Source organism: Halorussus rarus (assembly GCF_003369835.1).
Taxonomy (GTDB): domain Archaea; phylum Halobacteriota; class Halobacteria; order Halobacteriales; family Haladaptataceae; genus Halorussus; species Halorussus rarus.
The window spans coordinates 483,525-501,958 of the sequence record NZ_QPMJ01000002.1 but is presented as its reverse complement, the minus strand read 5'-3'; the positions used below and the strand labels follow the sequence as shown (position 1 = coordinate 501,958).

The 18,434-nt window shown below is 71.1% G+C and carries 22 protein-coding genes; 11 read left to right on the top strand and 11 right to left on the bottom strand.

What is annotated here, in order from left to right:
• Positions 1 to 229 precede the first annotated feature (229 nt).
• Positions 230 to 1,618, top strand: a complete 1,389-nt coding sequence (locus DVR07_RS10740) for a uracil-xanthine permease family protein (protein ID WP_115797177.1) — start codon at positions 230 to 232, stop codon at positions 1,616 to 1,618.
• A gap of 27 nt (positions 1,619 to 1,645) precedes the next feature.
• On the opposite strand, the gene DVR07_RS10735 is transcribed toward DVR07_RS10740, so the two are convergent.
• Both DVR07_RS10735 and DVR07_RS10730 read right to left on the bottom strand, forming a co-directional pair.
• A complete protein-coding gene (locus tag DVR07_RS10735) occupies positions 1,646 to 1,903 on the bottom strand; it encodes a hypothetical protein (RefSeq protein ID WP_115797175.1) in 258 nt (85 codons plus the stop codon).
• Positions 1,904 to 2,050: 147 nt separating this feature from the next.
• The gene (locus tag DVR07_RS10730) at positions 2,051 to 2,374 is read right to left on the bottom strand and encodes a hypothetical protein (RefSeq protein ID WP_115797173.1); all 324 of its coding nucleotides are present in this window, start codon (positions 2,372 to 2,374) and stop codon (positions 2,051 to 2,053) included.
• A gap of 90 nt (positions 2,375 to 2,464) precedes the next feature.
• Between DVR07_RS10730 and DVR07_RS10725 the strand changes: the two genes are divergently transcribed.
• On the top strand, positions 2,465 to 2,869 hold the full coding sequence (locus DVR07_RS10725; RefSeq protein ID WP_115797172.1) for a hypothetical protein: 405 nt from the start codon (positions 2,465 to 2,467) through the stop codon (positions 2,867 to 2,869).
• Between the two features lie 45 nt (positions 2,870 to 2,914).
• On the opposite strand, the gene DVR07_RS10720 is transcribed toward DVR07_RS10725, so the two are convergent.
• Positions 2,915 to 3,199, bottom strand: coding sequence for a hypothetical protein (locus DVR07_RS10720; RefSeq protein WP_115797170.1), 285 nt, complete (start codon positions 3,197 to 3,199; stop codon positions 2,915 to 2,917).
• 125 nt (positions 3,200 to 3,324) lie between these two features.
• Between DVR07_RS10720 and DVR07_RS10715 the strand changes: the two genes are divergently transcribed.
• Positions 3,325 to 5,985: a PAS domain S-box protein gene (locus DVR07_RS10715; RefSeq protein ID WP_115797168.1), complete on the top strand. Its 2,661-nt coding sequence runs from the start codon at positions 3,325 to 3,327 to the stop codon at positions 5,983 to 5,985.
• 162 nt (positions 5,986 to 6,147) lie between these two features.
• The gene (locus tag DVR07_RS10710; protein WP_115797166.1) at positions 6,148 to 7,302 is read left to right on the top strand and encodes a Vms1/Ankzf1 family peptidyl-tRNA hydrolase; all 1,155 of its coding nucleotides are present in this window, start codon (positions 6,148 to 6,150) and stop codon (positions 7,300 to 7,302) included.
• Positions 7,303 to 7,321: 19 nt separating this feature from the next.
• On the opposite strand, the gene DVR07_RS10705 is transcribed toward DVR07_RS10710, so the two are convergent.
• On the bottom strand, positions 7,322 to 7,711 hold the full coding sequence (locus tag DVR07_RS10705) for a pyridoxamine 5'-phosphate oxidase family protein (protein WP_115797164.1): 390 nt from the start codon (positions 7,709 to 7,711) through the stop codon (positions 7,322 to 7,324).
• 49 nt (positions 7,712 to 7,760) lie between these two features.
• Complete coding sequence (locus DVR07_RS10700) at positions 7,761 to 8,327, bottom strand: hypothetical protein (RefSeq protein ID WP_193570131.1); 567 nt, start codon at positions 8,325 to 8,327, stop codon at positions 7,761 to 7,763.
• Between the two features lie 140 nt (positions 8,328 to 8,467).
• On the opposite strand from DVR07_RS10700, the gene DVR07_RS10695 reads away from it, so the two are divergent.
• Positions 8,468 to 8,704 (top strand): hypothetical protein, encoded by a 237-nt coding sequence (locus DVR07_RS10695; RefSeq protein WP_162829508.1) that lies wholly within the window; start codon positions 8,468 to 8,470, stop codon positions 8,702 to 8,704.
• A 70-nt stretch (positions 8,705 to 8,774) separates the two neighbouring features.
• Here DVR07_RS10695 and msrB read toward each other — a convergent pair whose 3' ends face one another.
• Genes msrB through DVR07_RS10680 form a run of 3 tightly spaced genes read right to left on the bottom strand, consistent with a single transcriptional unit; the run spans position 8,775 to position 10,666 of the window.
• Entirely contained in the window at positions 8,775 to 9,206 is a 432-nt protein-coding gene (gene msrB, locus DVR07_RS10690; RefSeq protein WP_115797160.1) for a peptide-methionine (R)-S-oxide reductase MsrB, read from the bottom strand.
• 56 nt (positions 9,207 to 9,262) lie between these two features.
• Positions 9,263 to 9,688, bottom strand: a complete 426-nt coding sequence (locus DVR07_RS10685) for a pyridoxamine 5'-phosphate oxidase family protein (RefSeq protein WP_115797157.1) — start codon at positions 9,686 to 9,688, stop codon at positions 9,263 to 9,265.
• Positions 9,689 to 9,739: 51 nt separating this feature from the next.
• Complete coding sequence (locus DVR07_RS10680; protein WP_115798316.1) at positions 9,740 to 10,666, bottom strand: ZIP family metal transporter; 927 nt, start codon at positions 10,664 to 10,666, stop codon at positions 9,740 to 9,742.
• A gap of 287 nt (positions 10,667 to 10,953) precedes the next feature.
• Here DVR07_RS10680 and DVR07_RS22105 point away from each other — a divergent pair, with 287 nt between their 5' ends.
• Positions 10,954 to 11,100, top strand: coding sequence for a hypothetical protein (locus tag DVR07_RS22105; RefSeq protein ID WP_165881750.1), 147 nt, complete (start codon positions 10,954 to 10,956; stop codon positions 11,098 to 11,100).
• Between the two features lie 55 nt (positions 11,101 to 11,155).
• On the opposite strand, the gene DVR07_RS10675 is transcribed toward DVR07_RS22105, so the two are convergent.
• Together DVR07_RS10675 and DVR07_RS10670 are read right to left on the bottom strand one after the other, a co-directional pair.
• Positions 11,156 to 11,725, bottom strand: a complete 570-nt coding sequence (locus DVR07_RS10675) for a hypothetical protein (RefSeq protein ID WP_115797156.1) — start codon at positions 11,723 to 11,725, stop codon at positions 11,156 to 11,158.
• Positions 11,726 to 11,837: 112 nt separating this feature from the next.
• The gene (locus DVR07_RS10670; RefSeq protein ID WP_115797154.1) at positions 11,838 to 12,371 is read right to left on the bottom strand and encodes a metal-dependent hydrolase; all 534 of its coding nucleotides are present in this window, start codon (positions 12,369 to 12,371) and stop codon (positions 11,838 to 11,840) included.
• A 118-nt stretch (positions 12,372 to 12,489) separates the two neighbouring features.
• Here DVR07_RS10670 and DVR07_RS10665 point away from each other — a divergent pair, with 118 nt between their 5' ends.
• Positions 12,490 to 13,185, top strand: a complete 696-nt coding sequence (locus DVR07_RS10665; protein WP_115797152.1) for an SDR family NAD(P)-dependent oxidoreductase — start codon at positions 12,490 to 12,492, stop codon at positions 13,183 to 13,185.
• Between the two features lie 40 nt (positions 13,186 to 13,225).
• Here DVR07_RS10665 and DVR07_RS10660 read toward each other — a convergent pair whose 3' ends face one another.
• Positions 13,226 to 13,918, bottom strand: a complete 693-nt coding sequence (locus DVR07_RS10660; protein ID WP_115797150.1) for a hypothetical protein — start codon at positions 13,916 to 13,918, stop codon at positions 13,226 to 13,228.
• 278 nt (positions 13,919 to 14,196) lie between these two features.
• Between DVR07_RS10660 and DVR07_RS10655 the strand changes: the two genes are divergently transcribed.
• From DVR07_RS10655 to DVR07_RS10640, 4 genes are all read left to right on the top strand, one after another.
• Positions 14,197 to 15,027: a ZIP family metal transporter gene (locus DVR07_RS10655; protein WP_115797148.1), complete on the top strand. Its 831-nt coding sequence runs from the start codon at positions 14,197 to 14,199 to the stop codon at positions 15,025 to 15,027.
• A 75-nt stretch (positions 15,028 to 15,102) separates the two neighbouring features.
• Entirely contained in the window at positions 15,103 to 15,840 is a 738-nt protein-coding gene (locus tag DVR07_RS10650) for a CehA/McbA family metallohydrolase (protein ID WP_115797146.1), read from the top strand.
• A 487-nt stretch (positions 15,841 to 16,327) separates the two neighbouring features.
• A complete protein-coding gene (locus DVR07_RS10645) occupies positions 16,328 to 17,341 on the top strand; it encodes a DUF1611 domain-containing protein (protein WP_115797144.1) in 1,014 nt (337 codons plus the stop codon).
• Positions 17,338 to 18,378: a dipeptide epimerase gene (locus DVR07_RS10640; RefSeq protein ID WP_115797142.1), complete on the top strand. Its 1,041-nt coding sequence runs from the start codon at positions 17,338 to 17,340 to the stop codon at positions 18,376 to 18,378. The genes DVR07_RS10645 and DVR07_RS10640 overlap by 4 nt, the downstream gene beginning before the upstream one ends.
• Positions 18,379 to 18,434 lie beyond the last annotated feature (56 nt).

Genomic DNA, 18,434 nt, shown 5'->3' with positions numbered 1-18,434 from the left:
CTACCCGGTTTTTGCGCGACTCCGACCGTCGAGAGCGCGACGTGGCGGCCGCGTTCCCGCGGGGGCGAGCGGCCGACTATTCCGAGCGAACCGCCGGCAAATCGGGTCATCGACCGACCCCGGCGACGCTTGTAATCCATGAACGCGCATATTTCTGTGTTATATTGGGCTGACATACGCTCGAACGCGAAACTATTATTCGTCCGGGCTCGCACACCCGGCGTATAGCATGACAGAAACGGACGGGGAGATCGAGCTCGAATACGGACTCGACGAGAAGCCGCCCCTGCTGAAGTCGCTGCTGCTGGGGCTCCAGCACGTCGCGGTGATGATCGTGCCGGCGACCGCGGTGGCGTACATCGTCGCGGGCGCGGTCGGGCTGAGCGCGTCCGACACCGCCTACATCGTCCAGATGGTGCTGCTGTTCTCCGGGCTGGCGACCGTCGTGCAGGCCTACACCGTCGGGCCGGTCGGCGCGCGGCTCCCCATCGTGATGGGGACCAGCTTCACCTTCGTCGGCGCGGCGACCAGCATCGGCGCGGACGCCGGCCTCGCGGCCGTCTTCGGTTCGATACTCGTCGCCGGGTTCGTCGTCGAGGGGCTCATCGGGTGGCAGTTCGAGCGCATCAAACCCTTCTTCCCGCCGCTGGTCACCGGGCTGGTCGTGGTCATCATCGGACTCTACCTCGTCCCGGTCGCGGTCGACTACGCGGCGGGCGGCGTCGGCGCGAGCGACTACGGCGCGCTCCACAACATCGGGCTGGCCGCGCTCGTGCTGGGCGTCGCGGTCGCGCTCAACCTCTTCACCTCGGGCATCACGCGGCTGCTGAGCACGCTGATCGGCATCGCGGTCGGCTACGTCGCCGCGGTCGCGCTCGGCCTGGTGAACTTCGCGCCGGTCGCCGACGCGGCCTGGTTCGCGGTTCCCCGGCCCGGCGCGTTCGGCTTCGCGTTCGAGCCGGTCCCCGTCGTCACGTTCGCGTTCCTCTTCCTGGTCTCGGCGATGGAGACGGTCGGGGACATGTCCTCGATCACCGCCGCGGAGGGCCGCAACCCGACCCACGACGAGTTCCGAGGGGGCCTGTTCACCGACGGCCTCCTGAGCTCGCTGGGCGGCGTGTTCGGCGCGTTCCCCGTCACCTCCTTCTCGCAGAACGCGGGCGTCGTCAACTTCACCGGCGTGCTGAGCCGCCACGTCGTGGGCGTCGCGGGCGTCATCCTGGCGCTGCTGGGCTTCAGCCCCAAGGTCGGCGCGGCGGTCACCACCATCCCGAGCGCGGTCTTCGGCGGCGCGGTGCTGCTGATGGCCGGCATGGTCGCCGCCAGCGGCGCGCGGCTCATCTTCCTCCACGTCGACCTCGACCGCCGGAACATGGTCATCGTCGGCGTCGCGCTCGGCCTGGGGCTGGGCGTCGCCACCCGGCCGGACGCGATCCAGGGGCTCCCGGACGCCGCCGAGACGTTCTTCGGCGAGCCGGTCATCCTGACCGCGCTGACCGCGCTGGTGCTCAACACCGTCACGCCGGGCGAGCAGAGCCCGCTGTTCGACGCCGACCCGAAGGAGTCCGCGGCCGAGTCGCCGGGCGAGTCGCCCGGCGTGACCTCGGCCGAGGACTGACGTCGACTCCGCTCTAACTGCAGTTTTCTACACCGCGTCGGTGTCCACCAGCCGCTTGCCGTGGTACTCCCGGAAGTGCCGGACCCGGAGCTTCCAGGCGTTGTTCTCGTCGGCGGCCGGCAAGTCCATCCCGCAGAGCCCGCAGACGTCGCTCCCGTCGCGCTCGACCGACACCAGCGTCTCGTCGTGCATCGACCGGTAGTGGTAGAGAATCTGCCGGACGCGCACGTCCCGGCGGCACCGGGCGCACGGGTACATCCGGTCGGGGAAGGGCGTGTTGCTCACGGGTACAAGCGCGCGGCGAATCGCCAAAAGGGTACGGTCCGCAGTCGGTGAGGGAGTCTCGAAACCCGGACGGAGTGCGGTCCGCAGTCGGACGGGGTTCGACGCCCCGTCGGGTCGCTCGGACCCTCGAACCGGAACCCGACCGCGTCACACGTCGTATATCGCGGCCCCGATGAGCGCCGCGGCGCCCACCAGCGCGAAGCCGACCAGCGCGAAGTACGGCAGCACCGGCGGCGCGGCGAACGGGACCGCGCCCAGCCAGAGCCCGACGACCGGAATCAGCGTGAAGACGACAACGACCCCGAGGAACGACCACCAGACGACCCGGCCCGCGGTCGCGAGGCGGTCGAGCATCGACGCGGAGGACGGCTCCGACTGGCCGTTCGATCCCCCGCGGCTGTCCGATTCGGACACGGCGCCGGCGCTCGATTCGGCGTCGGACCCGGCGTCTGCGTTCGAGGCGGTCGACATGTGCGCATCCTCGGGCGCGGGGCAAATCGGTCTGTCGGTCGACCGGCCGCGGCCACACGACCTAACAGCGGGGACGTCGACCCTCCGCCCATGCCAGAGTACGAGCAACTCGGCGGCGCGTCAGTGAGCGGCGACTCCCGAGAGGTCCCGGTCCCCCAGCAGGCCGTCAACATGGAACTGGTGAAATCGGGCGGCGAGGTCTACTGGGGCGTCCGCGAGGCCGACGACGCGGCGGTCGTTTCCCAGCTCTACGACCCGCTGGAGGACGACCCCGACGTGCGGTTCCTCGCCAGCACGGCCATCGACGACGACAGCCGACAGCTCCGGGTGCCCGACGCGGTGTTCGACCACTGGGACGACGCGTACGGCGGCGGCACCGCGGTGGTCGGCGGCGACCGTCTCGAGTTCTGGACGACCGACGACCTGGCCGCAAACGAACAGCTACTGGTCCTGCCCGAGTGGCAGGTCGAGGACGTGACCGGCGGGGACGCGTAGTCGCAGCGCAACTGCGGCACGTTCCGCTCGCCGCGGGTCGGGCGGTCACTTCTCGCGCTCTTTCTCGCGCGCTTCCGCGTCGCACTCCTCCTTCCGCGCGCGGCCGTGGTCGGCGCAGAGTATCTCGCCGGTGTCGGTGTCGAAGAAGAACTCCTCGCCGGCCCCGATGCCCTCGCTGCCCGCGCCGCAGCCGTCCGCGTGGTTCAGGAAGTACTTGCCCTCGGCGCGGCCGGTCTCGAGGCGGTCGGCCTGCCGGGCGAACTTGACGATGCCCTCGCCGATCCGGGTGCGCTCGGGCGAGTCGGCCTCCTCGAAGTGGATGACGGGCATGGGTCGCTCTCGGGGTACCACGCCGATTCGTATAAGGGCTTTACCCGCATTCCGAGTACCGCTCGACGCTACGAGCGGCCATCCGTTCGGGGAACTTATACGGGCACGGTGGGTTCGAAGGGGCAATGGGAACGTCAGGGTCGCCGCAACACACACTCGCGGAGACGCTTGGCGTGTTCACTCGGCGGGACACCCCCGAAACTCCGCTCACGACGGCCGAGATCGCCGACGCGCTGGACTGCACGACGGGCACGGCCGCCAGCAACCTCGAAACCCTCGCCGAGCGGGGGGAACTCCAGTCCAAAGCGGTCGGGTCCGACGGTCGCGTCTGGTGGCGACCGTCCCGATTCACCCGAACCGAGCGGACGAACACGGGCGCCGCGCTCGAGCACACGCAGTTCCACGAACTGGTCGAAGCCGTGACCGACTACGCCATCTTCGTCCTCGACGCCGACGGCGTCGTCCAGACGTGGAACGACGGCGCGAAGCAGATAAAGGGCTACGACGAGGGCGAGATCGCCGGCGAGCACTTCTCGACCTTCTACACCGACGCGGACCGCGAGGCGGGCATCCCCGAGCGGAATCTCGACGAGGCCGAGCGGAACGGGCGCGTCGAGGACGAGGGCTGGCGCGTCCGGAGGGACGGCGCCCGGTTCTGGGCCAACGTCACCATCACCGCGCTGTACGACGACGATGACGAACTCCAGGGGTTCATGAAGGTCACCCGGGACATGACCGAGCGCCACGAGTACGAACAACGGCTCCGCGAGCAGAAGGAGCGGTTCGAGACCCTCGTACGCGAGGTCAAGGACTACGCCATCTTCCTGCTCGACGCCGACGGCGTCGTCCAGACGTGGAACGAGGGTGCGAGACAGCTCAAGGGCTACGACGAGGACGAGATCGTCGGCGAGCACTTCTCGACCTTCTACACCGATGCGGACCGCGAGGCGGGCCGCCCCGAGCGGAACCTCGCGGCCGCCGCCGAGGAGGGACGGACCGAGGACGAGGGCGAGCGCGTCCGGAAGGACGGCGCCCGGTTCTGGGCCAACGTCACCATCACCGCGCTGTACGACGACGAGGGCGACGTCCGGGGGTTCGCGAAGGTCACCCGGGACATGACCGAGCGCCACGAGTACGAACAGCGGCTCCGCGAGCAGCGCGACGAACTGGACGAACTCGACCAGATCAACGCCGTCATCCGGGACATCGACCAGGCACTCGTCGCGGCGACGTCGCGCGAGGAGATCGAGCAGGCGGTGTGCGACCGGCTGGCCGCGTCCAGCACGTACTCGGCCGCGTGGACGGCGGAGTACACCGACGGTTACACGGACATCACGCCCCGCGCGTGGGCCGGCATCAGCGAGAACTACCTCGACGCGATCCGGACCGCGGACGACGCCGAGGACATGGAGAAGGGCGTCGGCACGACCGCGCTCGAGACCGGGACGGTCCAGCCCGTCCAGCGGCTGGGCAGCGATCCCGAGGGCGAACCGTGGCGCGAGACCTCGGTCGCGGAGGGCTACGGGTCGGCGGTCACGGTCCCGCTCGCGCACGACGGAGTCGAGTACGGCGTGCTGACGGTGTACGCGGAGACCCGGTCCGCCTTCGACGAGCGCAAGGTAGCCGTCCTGGGAGAGCTGGGCGAGACGGTCAGCCACGCCATCGCCGCGATACGGCGCAAGGAGCGCGAGCAGACGCTCACCGCGCTCCAGGAATCGACGCACGAGTTGCTCCAAACGGGAACTCCGGAGGGGGTCAGCGACATCATCGCCGAGATGCTCACCCGGGACATCGCGCTGGACGATGCTGCCGTGTACGGTTTCGACGATTCGGAGGGCGTTCTCGAACCGATAAGTTCGTCGGTCCGGTCCGGGGGAGAACTCGAGGAGCTATCGCCGATTCCCGCCGGGTCGGGCTCGCCCGTCTGGACGGCCTTCGCGGAAGGCGAGACCAGACTCGTCGCGTCCGGCGTGGCGGCGACCGACCCCGACGACTACCGGTCGATGGCCGTCTCCCTCGGTGACCACGGCACACTCGTCGTCGGCGCGGCCGACAACGAGACGTTCGACGGGAAGATGCAGCGACTCGTGGAACTCGTCGCGGCGACCACGGAGGCCGCGCTCGAACGGACCGACCGCGAGCGCCGGCTCCAGCGCCAGAACGACCGGCTGGACAGCTTCGCCAGCATGCTGGCCCACGAGCTGCGCAACCCCGTCACTATCGGCCAGATATACGGCCAGCAGCTCCCCGAGGAGGCGGCGCCGGACGCCGTCGACTACGTCACCGAGGCGTTCGACCGCATCGAGCGGATGATCGACATCATGCTCGTGCTGACCCGGGGCCGCAAGGCGGTCGGCGAGCGGACCCCGACGTCGCTCGACGACGTTGCGCGCGGCGTGTGGGACGACATCGGCGCGCCCGACGCGACGCTCGACGTCGAACTCGAACGCACGATACGGACCGACGAGACGTACGTCCGCCACCTGTTTCGGAACTTACTGGAGAACGCGGTCGAGCACGGCGGCTCGGACGTCGCCGTCACGGTCGGGGAACTCCCAACCGGATTCTACGTCGCCGACGACGGGGAGGGCATCTCCCCCGACGACCGCCGGAAGGTGTTCGAGGAGGGCTACACCACCGCGGCCGAGCAGGGCGGTACCGGGCTCGGGCTGGCGTTCGTCGCGGAGCTGGTCGACGTGTACGACTGGGACTGCCGGGTGACCGAGAGCGAGGCGGGCGGCGCGCGCTTCGAGTTTACGAACGTCCACGACGACTCGCACAACTAAGGGGCCGCACTGCGACCCCGAGCGACTCGACGGTCGCTTTCGGCCCAAACCCTCAATCGGCCGTGCGGCGTAGACGGTTGCTCACGGGGGTTCAGGTCGCTGGCGTCCCCGCCGGTCGGGACGACCTGCCGGGAACTGCGGTGCCGGCGACGACACGATACGATGGACATCGAAGACTACGAGCGACACGAGCGAATCGAGCGCGTCGAAGACGCCGAAGCGACCGCGGACGACCTGCTGACCGTCGCGGTTCCGCCCGACCGCACGGTCGGCGAGGCCCTCGAACGCGTCGAGGAGGACCGCGCGGAGTCGGAGTTCATCGAGGAGGAGAGCGAGGACGCGGCGTACCTCGACGCGCTGGAGGCCGCTCGCGGCGTGCTCCAGCACCGCGATTCGACGCCCGAGAACGGACTGGTCGTCTACGCCGGCGTGGTCGACGGCGAGGTCGTCGAGTACGTCTTCGACGACCTGCCGTCGCCGGTCTCGGAGTTCGTCTACGAGCGCGGCAACGAGTTCCGGACCGACGTGCTCGACGCGGCGGCCGGCGCCTCGAAGACGTTCGGCCTGCTCGTCGTCGAGCGCGGCGGCGCGGCGCTCGGCCTGACCGAGAACGACGACGTGCAGGTCATCGAGACGTTCGAGAGCGACGTGATGGGCAAGACCAAGGCCGGCGGCCAGTCGGCCCAGCGGTTCGAGCGCGAGCGCGAGCGACAGAAGGAGGAGTTCTTCGAGTCGGTCGGCGAGGAGGCCCGACGCGCGTTCCTGGGCGAACACGACGACGAGTCGGCGAGCGCGTCCAGCGACGTCGACGGCCTCCTGCTGGGGGGCACGGACGTGACGGTCGACGACTTCCGGGAGGGCGACCACCTCGACTACCGGCTCGAGGAGATGCTGGTCGGCGACCCGGTGTCGGTCGAGTACGCCTCCGAGCAGGGGCTCCACCAGCTCGTCGAGAAGGCCAGCGACCGCATCGAGGACGCCGAGCGCCGGGAGATGCGCGAGGCGCTCGACCGGTTCTTCGACGCGCTCGACGCCGGGAACGCCGGCGGCGCGGGCGGCGACGCCGACGGCGATGGCTCCGCCGGCGACGACGTGGTCTACGGCCGCGAGGCGGTCGACGAGGCCCTGGAGTACGACGCGGTCGAGACCGCGCTGGTGTCGGCCGACCTCCCGTTCGAGGCGGTCCGGGACGTCCAGGAGCGGGCGACCGAGGAGGGCGGCGACTGCGTGGTCGTGCCGACCGACTTCGACGGGGGCCGGCGGTTCGACGAGGCCTTCGGTGGGATGGCCGCCATCCTGCGGTTCCCAATCGAGTAGTCCGCCGGGGGAAACAGCCTCAGTACGTCTGGTAGCTCGCCGACCCGACGTCGACCCGGACCAGCACGTTCTCGGGGTACTCGTCCCCGTCCGCGCCGTACTTCGGGTTGATGCGCCCGGCCGCCGCGCGGGTCTCGTCCTCGTCCTCGACGACGGTGGCGGTCCCCCGGAGGGTGACCATCCACCGGGCCTGCCCGCCCTCGTCCTTCTGGACCGACACCGCGACCCGCGGGTTCTCCCGGACGTTCGAGAGCTTCCGGCCGATCGTGAGCACCTCTATCGCGCCGTCGTCGTAGTGGTACCACACCGGCGCGACGTGGGGGTTCCCGCCCGAGCAGGTGGCGAAGTGGGCCATCAGCGGTTCGCTGGTCAGCAGTTCCTCGACCTCCGCGGGGACCGGATTCGACATGTGGTAGTCCAGGTCCGGCGGCGGCAAAACGCTTTCCGCGCCCGGCGGCCTACAGCACCAGCCACGCGATCAGCGCGACGATGACGACCTTCTTCACGATGATGACCGCGATGACCAGCTGCTTGGTGGTCATCGTCCGCGAGACGCGGACCAGCCGGCGCAGCACCGACGGCGACCGGGCCAGCTCCCGCCCGAGCAGCCGGAGCTCGGTCAGGAACGTCTCGCGGGCCGACCCCTCGCCCTCGGCGTGGGCGAGGTGGGCCTCGGGCACCCACCGGTCGCCCGTGTAGACGACCGGGAGCGTCTCGCCCGTCAGGAACGACACCTGCTCGAAGTCGAACCCCTTCGACTCGGCCAGCGCCTCCAGCTTGAGCACGTCCCGGTCGTCGTCGAGGTCGTAGGCGAGTCGCTCGGTGTCCGTCGTCCAGTCGAACCCGACCGTCAGGACCACCCGGCGCTCGCCCACGTACACGTCCCGGACCTCGGCGCGCTCGGCGTTGCCATGGCGCTCCTTCTTCCTGGTCCGGAGTCGCTCGAACTCGGCGGCGTCCGGGTCGCCACCTCCGGGGGTCGGTGCGCCTGTGTTCGTCGGCCCGTCGCCGGCGGTTCGGCTCATCTGTTCTCGTCTCGACGTAGTCTCCGTGCGGCCATAAGTGTGACTCGCGGTGGCACGCTCCCGCCGAATATCGGTAACGTCCCACCGCTCGGTTCCGGGCGGCCCGAACGCATTCGGACGCGGCGCCCCTACCGGTGGTCATGGCCGACTACTCCGAGGACCACATCGGGAAGCGGGTCGTCGCCCAGAGCGGCGTCGAGATCGGCACCGTCGAGGACGTTCGCGACGGCGACATGTACGTCTCGGTCGAACCGGACGCCGACGACGAGGCGGTGGCCGGACTCGGCTGGGACGGGCCGGTCTCCCAGGACGTCCACCGCCTCCCCGACCGGTACGTCTCGAACCTCACCGATAGCACGGTCCGGCTCCGGGTGTGAAGCGGGGTCGCCCGCGTCGGTCGGTCCGGGTTCGTCCCTCCGTCGGCCGCCGCTGGATCCGGTGCTCGCGTCAGTCGGCGCTCGAACCGTCCTCGTCCTCGAAGTCCAGCGCGACCGAGTTGATGCAGTAGCGCTTGCCGGTCGGCTCCGGCCCGTCCTCGAACACGTGGCCGAGGTGGCCGCCGCACTCCGCGCACAGCACCTCGACCCGGTCCATCCCCTTGCTGGTGTCCCGCCGGGTCTCGATGCGGTCGTCGTCGGCGTCGTAGAAGCTCGGCCAGCCGCAGCCCGAGTCGTACTTGGTCTCCGAATCGAACAGCTCCGCGCCGCAGCCGGCGCAGGCGTAGCTGCCGTCGTCCTTCCGGTCGACGTGCTCGCCCGAGAAGGGTCGCTCGGTCCCGGCCTCCCGGAGGACGCGGTACTCCTCGTCGCTCAGCCGGTCGCGCCACTCCTCGTCGGAGTCGGGCAGGTCGTCGGCCTTCGCTTTGCCTTTCTCGCTCATGGGTACTCCTTGGGACCGGGGAAGGATAGGGGTTGTGCGTGGCAATGAAACGATGGTCAGTCGGTCCGCCGTCCGGTCACCTCGTCCATCTCCAGCTCGTAGATCGCCGCCTCGACGTCCTCGATGTCCTCGTCGAAGAGCCGGAACGGCTCGAACTCCTCGTTGACCTCGGCGTCGGGCTTCGGCGGTAGCTCACGGGGCGTCCCGCGGACCACGACGCTCCAGGACTCCTCGTCGCTCTCCTTCTCGTAGACGACCAGCGTGGCAGTCTCGGTCGCGTCGAGGTACTCCATCTTCGTGCTGCCCTCGCTGTCGCCGAGCCTGACGAGTAGCGACTCGCCGTCGAAGTGGTAGCCGACCGGGACGCCGTAGGCGTCGCCGCCGTCGGCGAGCGACAGGACGCCCGCCTCGCCCGCCCGGAGGCGGTCGTCCAGTTCCGCGTCGGTCATCCCGAACGTGTAGACGTACTCGACGTGCTCCATGGTCTCCCGGGAGAAGAGACGAGTCCCACCGTGATAACCGCTTCCGACAGGTCACCCGAGCACGATGTCGAGGTACAGCATCACCGCGACCCCGAGCATCGTGCCGAGGGTGGCGACGCGCTCGTGGCCCCGGGCGTGGGTCTCGGGCACGATCTCGTCGCTGATGACGAACAGCATCGCGCCGGCCGCGAACCCCATCGCGTAGGGGAGCACCGGCGCGGCGAGCCCCACCGCGACCGCGCCGAGCACCGCCAGCGGGATCTCGACGAGACCGGCCCGGACGCCCGCGAACGCGGCGTAGGCCAGCGACCCGAACCCGGCGTTGGCCGCGGCGACCGACACCGCCAGCCCCTCCGGGACGTTCTGGACGCCGATGGCAAGCATCAGCACGAGCGCGTCGCCGACGTTCCCCGACCCGAAGCTCACGCCCACCGCGAGCCCCTCGGGCATGTTGTGGATGGTGATGGCGACGATGAACAGCAGGACCGAGGCGGTCCGGGCGTCGTCGGGGGCGAGTCGCTCCCGCCCGGTCGCGGTGTCCTCCTCGATGCGGGGTTCGGCGTCGGCCGACGTCTCGAAGCTGTCGCTCCGCCGGGTGTCGTCGGCCTCCGACTGCGCCTCGTCCGCCCGCGTCTCGTCGGCCGCGGCGCCGCCCCGGCCGGTGATGACCACGTGGACGTGGGGCACCCACTGGTCGGCCCGGTCGAGCAGGAGGACGCCGAGCGCGAAGCCCAGCAGCACCGGGAGGACGCCGGCCAGTTCGACTCCGCCGACCGAGAGGGCCCGGTACCCGGGCTCGGACGCCGCCTCGATGCCCGGCAGGAGGAGGCTGGTGAAGCTCGCCGACAGCATCACGCCCGCGGCGAATCCGAGCGTCCCGTCGAGCGCCCGGTCGGAGGGGTCGGGCCAGGCCACGATCAGCGCGGCGCCCAGGGTGTTCATCGCCGCGATGACGACGCCGCCGGCCAGCCCCTGCATCACGGGGTCGTGGCCGACGACGCGGACGAACCACTCGGTCAGCACGGTGTGTCCCTCCCCGACCGCCGACCGTCGCCTCGAACGCTCATCACGGCGATACGTCGAACCTCGGGCCCAAAAATCCGCCGGCGCGCCGGCGGCCGAGTCGGGTCCGGTCGGCTGCGGGCCGAGTCGGCGGTCGCCTCCCGCGGACTCCGCGGGCGCCGCAGTGGTCGAGCGCCGGTCTCCTCGACGGTAACGGGCCGAGTCCCCGAGAGATTGAAACCTTCGAGGGGCTAACACGGGTCATGCGCGTCTGTGACATCTGCGAATCCCGCAAGTCCGACGGGACCCGGCTGGTGTCGCGCACCGGCGGCGACGTCTGGGTCTGCCACGGGTGCATGATGCAGGCGGTCACCAACAAGGCCGACGAGCTGACCTACCGGGAGTGGTGACCGCCGGACGGAGTCGGGAGTCGACCGGACCGGAGGCCGGGCCGCGCTCGCCGCGCTACTCGTCGACCGGGGCGATCCGCCACTCGTCGCCGTCGCGCTCGACCTCGTCGAGCGCGGCCAGGGCCGGCCTGATCGCCTCGGTCCACCACGACTCGGCGTCGTCGTGACCGGCCGGGTAGTTGGCGTACACCTCCGCCCGGAGCGTCTCGGGGTTCGCCGGGCCGTACTCCGACAGGAAGTAGCAGGCCGCGTACACCGCGCCGCGCTCGCGCTCGTCCGGCACCGAGAGCGTCGAGATGGCGTTCTCCAGCCGGGTCGAGAGGCCGCCGTCGTACTCCCGGGTCGCGCCGGGCATCGGCCCGCGGCGCTCGTTCGTGTCGGTGTGGCCCGGCAGCCACCAGACCGCGCCGTCGCCGACCGACTTGCGCTCGACGACGCCCTCGCCGGCGAGCCGTTCGAGCCCCTCGGCCGTGGACCGCCGGCCGAACGGGACCGTGTCGCTGACCTCCCCGGTCGTCAGCACCGGGTCGTCGGTCTCCCGGAGCGGAGCCAGAAGCACGTCGTCGGCGAGCGTGGGGCCGCTGTCCCGCTCGCCGGGCGGCGCGTCGTTCGAGTCCCGCGTCATATCGGAAACAGGGCCGACGCGCTGAAAAGGGTTGTCGCCCCGCGAGGGTCAGATTCGTCCGCGGGACGGACGCGCTCCGGGTCGGGCGCCGGACCACCACCTCGGCTCCGAGTTACCGCGCCGGCGCGCCCGCCAGCAGCTCCGCGCCGAGGTACGCCGCCGCGGCGGTCGCGAAGACGCCCAGCGCGAACAGCGCGTAGTTCCAGACCGCGCTGTCGGCGGTGGTCACCGACAGCGAGTAGCGCCGCCCGGAGAGGGGCCACAGCACCGCCACGCCCATCGGCGTCAGCAGGTCGGCCGCGAGGTGCGCGAGGACGGCCAGCGCCGCGACGCCGGCGGCGAACGCCCGGAGCGACACCGGTCCCGCCGCGGCGCCGGCGAGACCCAGTGCGGGTGCGGTCGCGTCGGCGACCGTACCGACGATGAGCCAGGCGACGCCCGCCACCAGCGCGACGAACGGGAGGGTGTGGGTCGGCCCGCGGTGGTCGACGAGCGGGAGCCTGGTGTCCCAGTCGGGCAGCATCGTCAGCCAGAGGACGCCGGCGCCGCCCGCGACCGCGGCCGACGGGTAGCCGGCAGCGAGCAGCCAGCCGCCGACGGGGGCGTACAGCGCGAGCGCCACGCCGTAGTGGCCCGGCCTGAACATGGCCGACGGTCGGCACTCGGCCGACGTAACTGTGGCGGAGTGGTCCGGGCGTCGAGCCGTCGGCGGGACCCCGCCGGGCGCAGAAACCGGTTTGCGTCCGGAGCCCCACCGGAAGCACATGGACGGACTGACAGCGGTCGTGACCGGCGCGAGCCGGGGCATCGGCGAGGCGGTCGCCCGGCGGTTCGCCGCGGAGGGCGCGAGGGTCGTGGCCTGCGCACGGGAGGAGGACGCGCTCGACGCGGCGGTCGACGACATCGCGGGGGAGGGCGGCGACATCGAAGGGATGCGGGCGGACGTCCGCGACGAGTACGACGTCGAGCGCCTGATGGAGACCGCGGCCCGCCGGAGCGACGACGGCATCGACGTCGCTGTCGCCTGCGCGGGCGTCTACCACGGCGATCCCGGCGAGACGCCGCTGGCCGACGACGCCTACTCGGCGTTCGACGACTCGTTCCGGACGAACGCCCGGGGCGTCTTCGCCGCGGTCAAGGAGGCGCTGCCGCACCTCGCCGACGGAGCGCGTGTGCTGGTCCCCTCCGGCGCGGTGGCGCGGGATGCGCAATCGGGGTACGGCTCGTACGCGGTCTCGAAGGCGGCGGCCGAGGCGGTCGTGCGGCAGTTCGCCGTCGAGGTCGACCCCGTGGTGGCCGTCGTCGACCCCGGAACCGTGGCGACGGACCTGACCGGCGGACGGGGCCGGGACCCCGGGGACGCCGCAGACCTCGTGTTCTGGGCCGCGACCGACGCCCCCGCCGAGGACCTCGACGGCGGGGTCGTCGGCCTGAAGGAGTTCCAGCAGGCGACGGCGTAAGAGTCCGACACCGCTCCGTTCGCCGACGGGGCAACCGAACTCAGCAGATGGCGTAGACGAGCTGGACCGACCCGTCCTCCGCGAACCTGGCGTACGCGCTCCCGTAGCACTCGTTGGTGGCGATGGTCGCGCAGTCGCGGCGGGAGGAGTCGGCGGTGGTCGTCTCGACCGCGGTGCTCGCGGCGGCCTCGGTCGATCGGGATTCGGTGGACGACTCGCCGGTCGCGGTGGCCGACCCGTCGGTCGTCGTCGCAGATGTCGTCGTGGGTTCCTCGGCGGTCCCGGTCCCCGCCTCGCCCGCGTCGACCAGTTCGGCGCAGACCTCGAAGCGCTCGACGCCCTCGGGGTCGGCCTGCCGGAGGTTGTACACCGCGACCTCCCCGCCCGGCCGGACACGCCGGGTCGTCTCGAAGACGGTCTCTCCGGTCGCCTCGCGGACGACCTCGACCCGGAACGTGCCGGGGACGCCCGCCTCGTTCTCGATGGCGATTCCGTGGCTCGGCTCGGGCTCGTTCGAGAGGCGCTCCACCCAGTCGCCCGTGGTTTCGCCGGCCGCCGGCGTCTCGCCGGGTCCCGTCTCGGTTCCGGGCTTTCCGGTCGGGGGACTCCCCGTCGTCGTCCGCTCGGTCAGCTTCTCGCCGCCACTGCCGTCCGGGGCGTCGGTCAGACAGCCCGCGAGCGCGAGACTCGCGCCGGCCGCCGCGAGGACCGAGCGTCGGGTCAGCTCCGTCATACGTCTGACTCCGGAACCCGGGGGAATAAGCCTTCCAGAGGGTGAAACGCGCCTTTCACCCACCTCGCGCTCACGCCCGGAGCGGCGGTCGGAGAAGGTCCCGCGCGTCCGAGCCGCCGAACGTGCCCGGGCCGACGGGCTCGACTGTCATATGCGTCGTGCCCGCATCGACGGGTCTGCGCGGCCCGATGCTCGTCCGGTCGACCCGCGCGCCCGACCGGCTCGCGCCCGCTCCGGGAACCGACGGCCTTATTAATTCGAGATTTAGATTTAACAACATGCGACTATCGCGCCTCGGCCTCGTCGGTCCGCTCGCACTCCTGGCCCTCACGCCGCTCGCGCTCGGGGCGGGCCTGACGAAGGTCGTCGCCATCGCGTGGATCGCGTTCGCCGCGATGGGCGGGGCGGCGTTCCTCGGCGAGCGCGCCGGGGCGACGACCGACGCCGGGCGACTCGTCTGGGGCTACGGGCTCGCCAGCGGCGCGATGATAACCAGCGCGGCGGTGTTCATCGTGCCCGGCGCCATCGGCCACCATCCGAAGTTCGGCGGGTTCGGCATCGCCGCGGGCGTGCTCGCGGGCTTCTCGGCCCACACGCTGGGCCACCGGGCGATGCACGCCGACCTGCCGTTCGACCACACCGCCGTGGAACTCACCGCCCACTCGCTGTCGGCGGGGGCCATCATCGGCCTCGTCTACGGCAACATGACCGACGTCGGCTACCTGCTCGGCCTCGCCATCGTCTCCCACAAGGGGCCGGCGGGCTACGCCGCGGCCGACCGGCTCCGGCGGGCCGGCAAGCCGGTCACGATGCTGCTGCTCCCGGCCGCGGGGGTCGGCCTCACCGCGATTCCGGCCGCGCTACTCAGCCTCCCCAGCAGTGCCCCCGTCAACGCGGTCGTCTTCGGCTTCGCCGCCGGGGTGTTCCTCCACGTCGCGATGGACTTCCTGCCGCGGTGCGAGCTCGGCGGCGAGGTGTACGAGGTCGCGCAGGTGACCGACGACGCCCACGAACTGCTCGACCGGCTCCGCGCGCAGGCGGTGGCGAGCACGGGACTGGGCGCGACCGTCGTGTTCGTCGCGTGGCTGGCGCTGCGCGGCGGGGCGTGAGTGCGCTCCTCGCGGGGTCGAGTCCGCGAAGTCGGCCCGAATCGATAACTCCCTCTCGCCGCTAGAACGGACATAGTGTTCACCGTCGACCTGCACACGCACACGCGGTTCTTCCACGGCGTCCCCGCGCTCGGCCGGGCCTACGACCCCGTCGGCGCGCGCCTGCTGGCGGCGGCCGCGAGCTACCGGGGGCTCGACGCGGTCGTCACGACCAACCACGACTACTACCGCGAGTTCGACTTCGGCGGCGACCCGGTCGCGGTCCTGCCCGGCATCGAGGTGACCACCACGCGCGGACACGCGCTCGTCGTCGGCCCGAACCCGCCGGCGTCGACGCCGGAGGGCGAACTGTCGCCGAGTCGGGTGGTCGAACTGGCCCACGACCGGGGGTGCGCCGCGGTCATCGCCCATCCGTTCCGCAACAGCACGGTCCGGGAGGCCGACGCCGACTTCGACGCGGTCGAGGTCAACGGCAAGGGGACCGACCCGCCCGAGTGGGTCGAGCAGCTGGCCCGCGAGCGCGACCTGCCGCTCGTCGGCGGAAGCGACGCCCACTACCCGGTCGAGGTCGGTCGGGCCTACACCGAGGTCGAGGCGGACGAACTCACGCCCGAGAGCGTCGCCGCCGCGATTCGAGACGGTCGGGTCAGGCCGAAGGTCGACCGGAGCCCCTCCCAGCAGTTGCTCCGCCGGGCCTACCAGGCGATTCACAGTCAGAAAGGCTGGCTGGAGCATCCCGCTCCCGAACCGCCGGGGCTCGGCACGCCGCCGGGCGAGACCGAGAACGCGCCGCCGCCCCGGGAGTCGCGGTGACTGGCCTTTAGAAGCCGATTGTGGGCTGACTACTTCGTTCGTCGCGTCCCGACCAAGCCACCGCCGGTCGCTCGGTGACGCCTAACACCGTTTGGGTGTCTACACGAGCGAAGCGAGTGCAGGCTCGGAGGACGCGGTTTGTCCTCCGGTGGACTGAAAGGGGCCGCCCGGTCGCGTTTACGTGGTCGTCTGAGCGACCTCTATCCGGAGCGAACGGAGTGAGCGGAGGATATGTCGCTCAGCGGCCGTCTCGTGAGCGAAGCAAACGAGACCTCGGAAGTCGGATGCCCGCGCAGCCGAAGGCGAGCAGGAACGTCTTCCGGTGGCGACCGGGCGGGGGCTTTCGAAACCGTGTTCACCGATTCGGTAGCATTCGGTCCGATTACGCGAGAGTAGCCGGAACTCTCCAAACCCAACTCCTCGCCTTGTCGACCAACACGGTGCCGCCACACCGACCTTTAAGCCCGACTCCGCCCACCCTCTACCCATGAGAGTCGCCGTACTCGCCCACGAGAAGTTCCCCGACCGCGCGAAGACCGCGGTCGGGCTGCTCCGGTACTCCGACTACCAGGTCGAGGCCGTGCTCGACCGCGACAACGCCGGGTCCCGGGTCTCGGACTTCGTGCCGGACGTCCAGAACGCGCCCGTCGTCGCCGAGATGGCCGACGTCCCCGAGGTCGACGCGCTCATCATCGGTATCGCGCCCATCGGCGGCGGCTTCGACGAGTCGTGGCGCTCGGACGTGACCGCCGCGCTCGAGCGGGGCTGCGACCTGATATCGGGGCTCCACTACTTCCTGGAGGACGACGAGGAGTTCGCGGGTCTCGCCGCGGAGAACGGTTGCGACGTCTGGGACGTCCGGAACCCGCCGGACGACCTGACCGTCGCACAGGGGATCGCCGACGAGGTCGACGCCGAAGTCGTCCTGACCGTGGGCACCGACTGCTCGGTCGGGAAGATGACCGCCACCGTCGAACTGCTGGAGGCCGCCCGCGAGCGCGGGGTCGACGCCGGCTTCATCCCCACGGGACAGACCGGCATCATGATCGAGGGGTGGGGCACGCCCGTCGACCGGGTCGTCTCGGACTTCGCGGCCGGCGCGGTCGAGGAGATGATACTGGAGCGGGGCGACGAGTACGACTACCTGTTCGTCGAGGGACAGGGGAGCATCGTCCACCCTGCCTACTCGCCGGTGACCGACGCCATCCTCCACGGGTCGATGGCCGACGCGCTCGTGCTCTGCCACGAGGCGGGCCGGGAGGTCGTCCACGGCTACGAGAGCTTCGACCTGCCGCCGATTCCGGAGTACGTCGACCTCTACGAGGACCTCGCCCGGCCGGTCCACGAGACCGAGGTGGTCGCCGGCGCGCTCAACACCAGGACGGTCGACGACGACGCGGCGGCCCGCGACGCGGTAGCGACCTTCGCCGACGAACTCGACGCGCCCGCGACCGACCCGGTCCGGTTCGACCCCGACGAGGTGTTGGACGCGCTACTATGAGCCTCTCGACCGACTTCGAGCGGGTGTCGCTCGAACTCGAGGACGCGTTCACCATCGCGCGCGGGACCCAGGAGACGGTCGAGAACGTGGTCGTCCACGTGCAGGACGACGACGGGACCGTGGGCATCGGCGCGGCCGCGCCCTCGGCCCACTACGGCGAGACCGCCGCCACCGTCGAGGCCGTCCTGCCGGACCTGCTCTCGGTCGTCGAGGGCGTCGGCGACCCCCACCAGCTCGACCGCATCGAGCGCCGACTGCGCGAGACCGTCGAGCGTAACCCCGCCGCCAGGTGCGCGGTCAGCATCGCGCTACACGACCTGGTCTGCAAGCGCCTCGACGTGCCCCTCTACCGGTACTGGGGGCTCGACCCCGACGAGACGGTCCCGACCTCCTACACCATCGGCATCGACACGACCGGGCGCATCGCCGAGAAGACCGAGACCGCGGTCGAGCGGGGCTACTCCACCCTGAAGGTCAAGGTCGGCACCGACCGCGACGAGGAGATCGTCTCGACGGTCCGCGAGAACGCGCCAGACGCGGCGATTCGAGTGGACGCCAACGAGGCGTGGTCGCCACGCGAGGCGGTCCGGAAGATCGACCGGCTCGCCGAGTACGACCCGGAGTTCGTCGAGCAGCCGGTGCCCGCGGGCGACCCGGAGGGTCTGGCGTTCGTCCGGGACCGCTCCGCCCTCCCGGTCGCGGCCGACGAGTCCTGTGTCACGCTCGACGATATCCCGCGCATCGCCGGCCGGGCCGACATCGCGAACCTGAAGCTGATGAAGTGCGGCGGCCTGCGCGAGGCCGAGCGGATGATCCACGCCGCCCGGGCCCACGGTCTGGAGGTGATGCTGGGCTGCATGATAGAGTCGAACGCCGCCATCGCGGCCGCGGCCCACCTCGCGCCGCTGCTCGACTACGCCGACCTCGACGGCTCGCTGCTGCTCGACGCGGACCCCTACGACGGCGTCCCGATGCCGGCGGGGGACGTCGACCTCGAATCGCTCGACCGGCCGGGGACCGGGGCGCGCCACTCGTAAGGAGTTCGTCCCGGTAACACCGATTACGCGAGGCCGCGGGTCCGGTCCTGGTGTCG

Excerpts from the sequence above, each read along its gene's own strand:
- DVR07_RS10725 (WP_115797172.1), top strand. The coding sequence starts at position 2,465 with ATGCCAGAGTACGAGCAACTCGGCGGCGCGTCAGTGAGCGGCGACTCC.
- DVR07_RS10705 (WP_115797164.1), bottom strand. The coding sequence starts at position 7,711 with ATGTCGAATCCGGTCCCCGCGGAGGTCGAGGAACTGCTGACCAGCGAA.
- DVR07_RS10685 (WP_115797157.1), bottom strand. The coding sequence starts at position 9,688 with ATGGAGCACGTCGAGTACGTCTACACGTTCGGGATGACCGACGCGGAA.
- DVR07_RS10700 (WP_193570131.1), bottom strand. The coding sequence starts at position 8,327 with ATGAGCCGAACCGCCGGCGACGGGCCGACGAACACAGGCGCACCGACC.
- DVR07_RS10640 (WP_115797142.1), top strand. The coding sequence starts at position 17,338 with ATGAGCCTCTCGACCGACTTCGAGCGGGTGTCGCTCGAACTCGAGGAC.
- DVR07_RS10715 (WP_115797168.1), top strand. The coding sequence starts at position 3,325 with ATGGGAACGTCAGGGTCGCCGCAACACACACTCGCGGAGACGCTTGGC.
- DVR07_RS10670 (WP_115797154.1), bottom strand. The coding sequence starts at position 12,371 with ATGTTCAGGCCGGGCCACTACGGCGTGGCGCTCGCGCTGTACGCCCCC.
- DVR07_RS10740 (WP_115797177.1), top strand. The coding sequence starts at position 230 with ATGACAGAAACGGACGGGGAGATCGAGCTCGAATACGGACTCGACGAG.
- msrB (WP_115797160.1), bottom strand. The coding sequence starts at position 9,206 with ATGAGCGAGAAAGGCAAAGCGAAGGCCGACGACCTGCCCGACTCCGAC.
- DVR07_RS22105 (WP_165881750.1), top strand. The coding sequence starts at position 10,954 with ATGCGCGTCTGTGACATCTGCGAATCCCGCAAGTCCGACGGGACCCGG.
- DVR07_RS10655 (WP_115797148.1), top strand. The coding sequence starts at position 14,197 with ATGCGACTATCGCGCCTCGGCCTCGTCGGTCCGCTCGCACTCCTGGCC.
- DVR07_RS10660 (WP_115797150.1), bottom strand. The coding sequence starts at position 13,918 with ATGACGGAGCTGACCCGACGCTCGGTCCTCGCGGCGGCCGGCGCGAGT.
- DVR07_RS10680 (WP_115798316.1), bottom strand. The coding sequence starts at position 10,666 with ATGCAGGGGCTGGCCGGCGGCGTCGTCATCGCGGCGATGAACACCCTG.
- DVR07_RS10695 (WP_162829508.1), top strand. The coding sequence starts at position 8,468 with ATGGCCGACTACTCCGAGGACCACATCGGGAAGCGGGTCGTCGCCCAG.
- DVR07_RS10665 (WP_115797152.1), top strand. The coding sequence starts at position 12,490 with ATGGACGGACTGACAGCGGTCGTGACCGGCGCGAGCCGGGGCATCGGC.
- DVR07_RS10710 (WP_115797166.1), top strand. The coding sequence starts at position 6,148 with ATGGACATCGAAGACTACGAGCGACACGAGCGAATCGAGCGCGTCGAA.
- DVR07_RS10730 (WP_115797173.1), bottom strand. The coding sequence starts at position 2,374 with ATGTCGACCGCCTCGAACGCAGACGCCGGGTCCGACGCCGAATCGAGC.
- DVR07_RS10675 (WP_115797156.1), bottom strand. The coding sequence starts at position 11,725 with ATGACGCGGGACTCGAACGACGCGCCGCCCGGCGAGCGGGACAGCGGC.
- DVR07_RS10645 (WP_115797144.1), top strand. The coding sequence starts at position 16,328 with ATGAGAGTCGCCGTACTCGCCCACGAGAAGTTCCCCGACCGCGCGAAG.
- DVR07_RS10720 (WP_115797170.1), bottom strand. The coding sequence starts at position 3,199 with ATGCCCGTCATCCACTTCGAGGAGGCCGACTCGCCCGAGCGCACCCGG.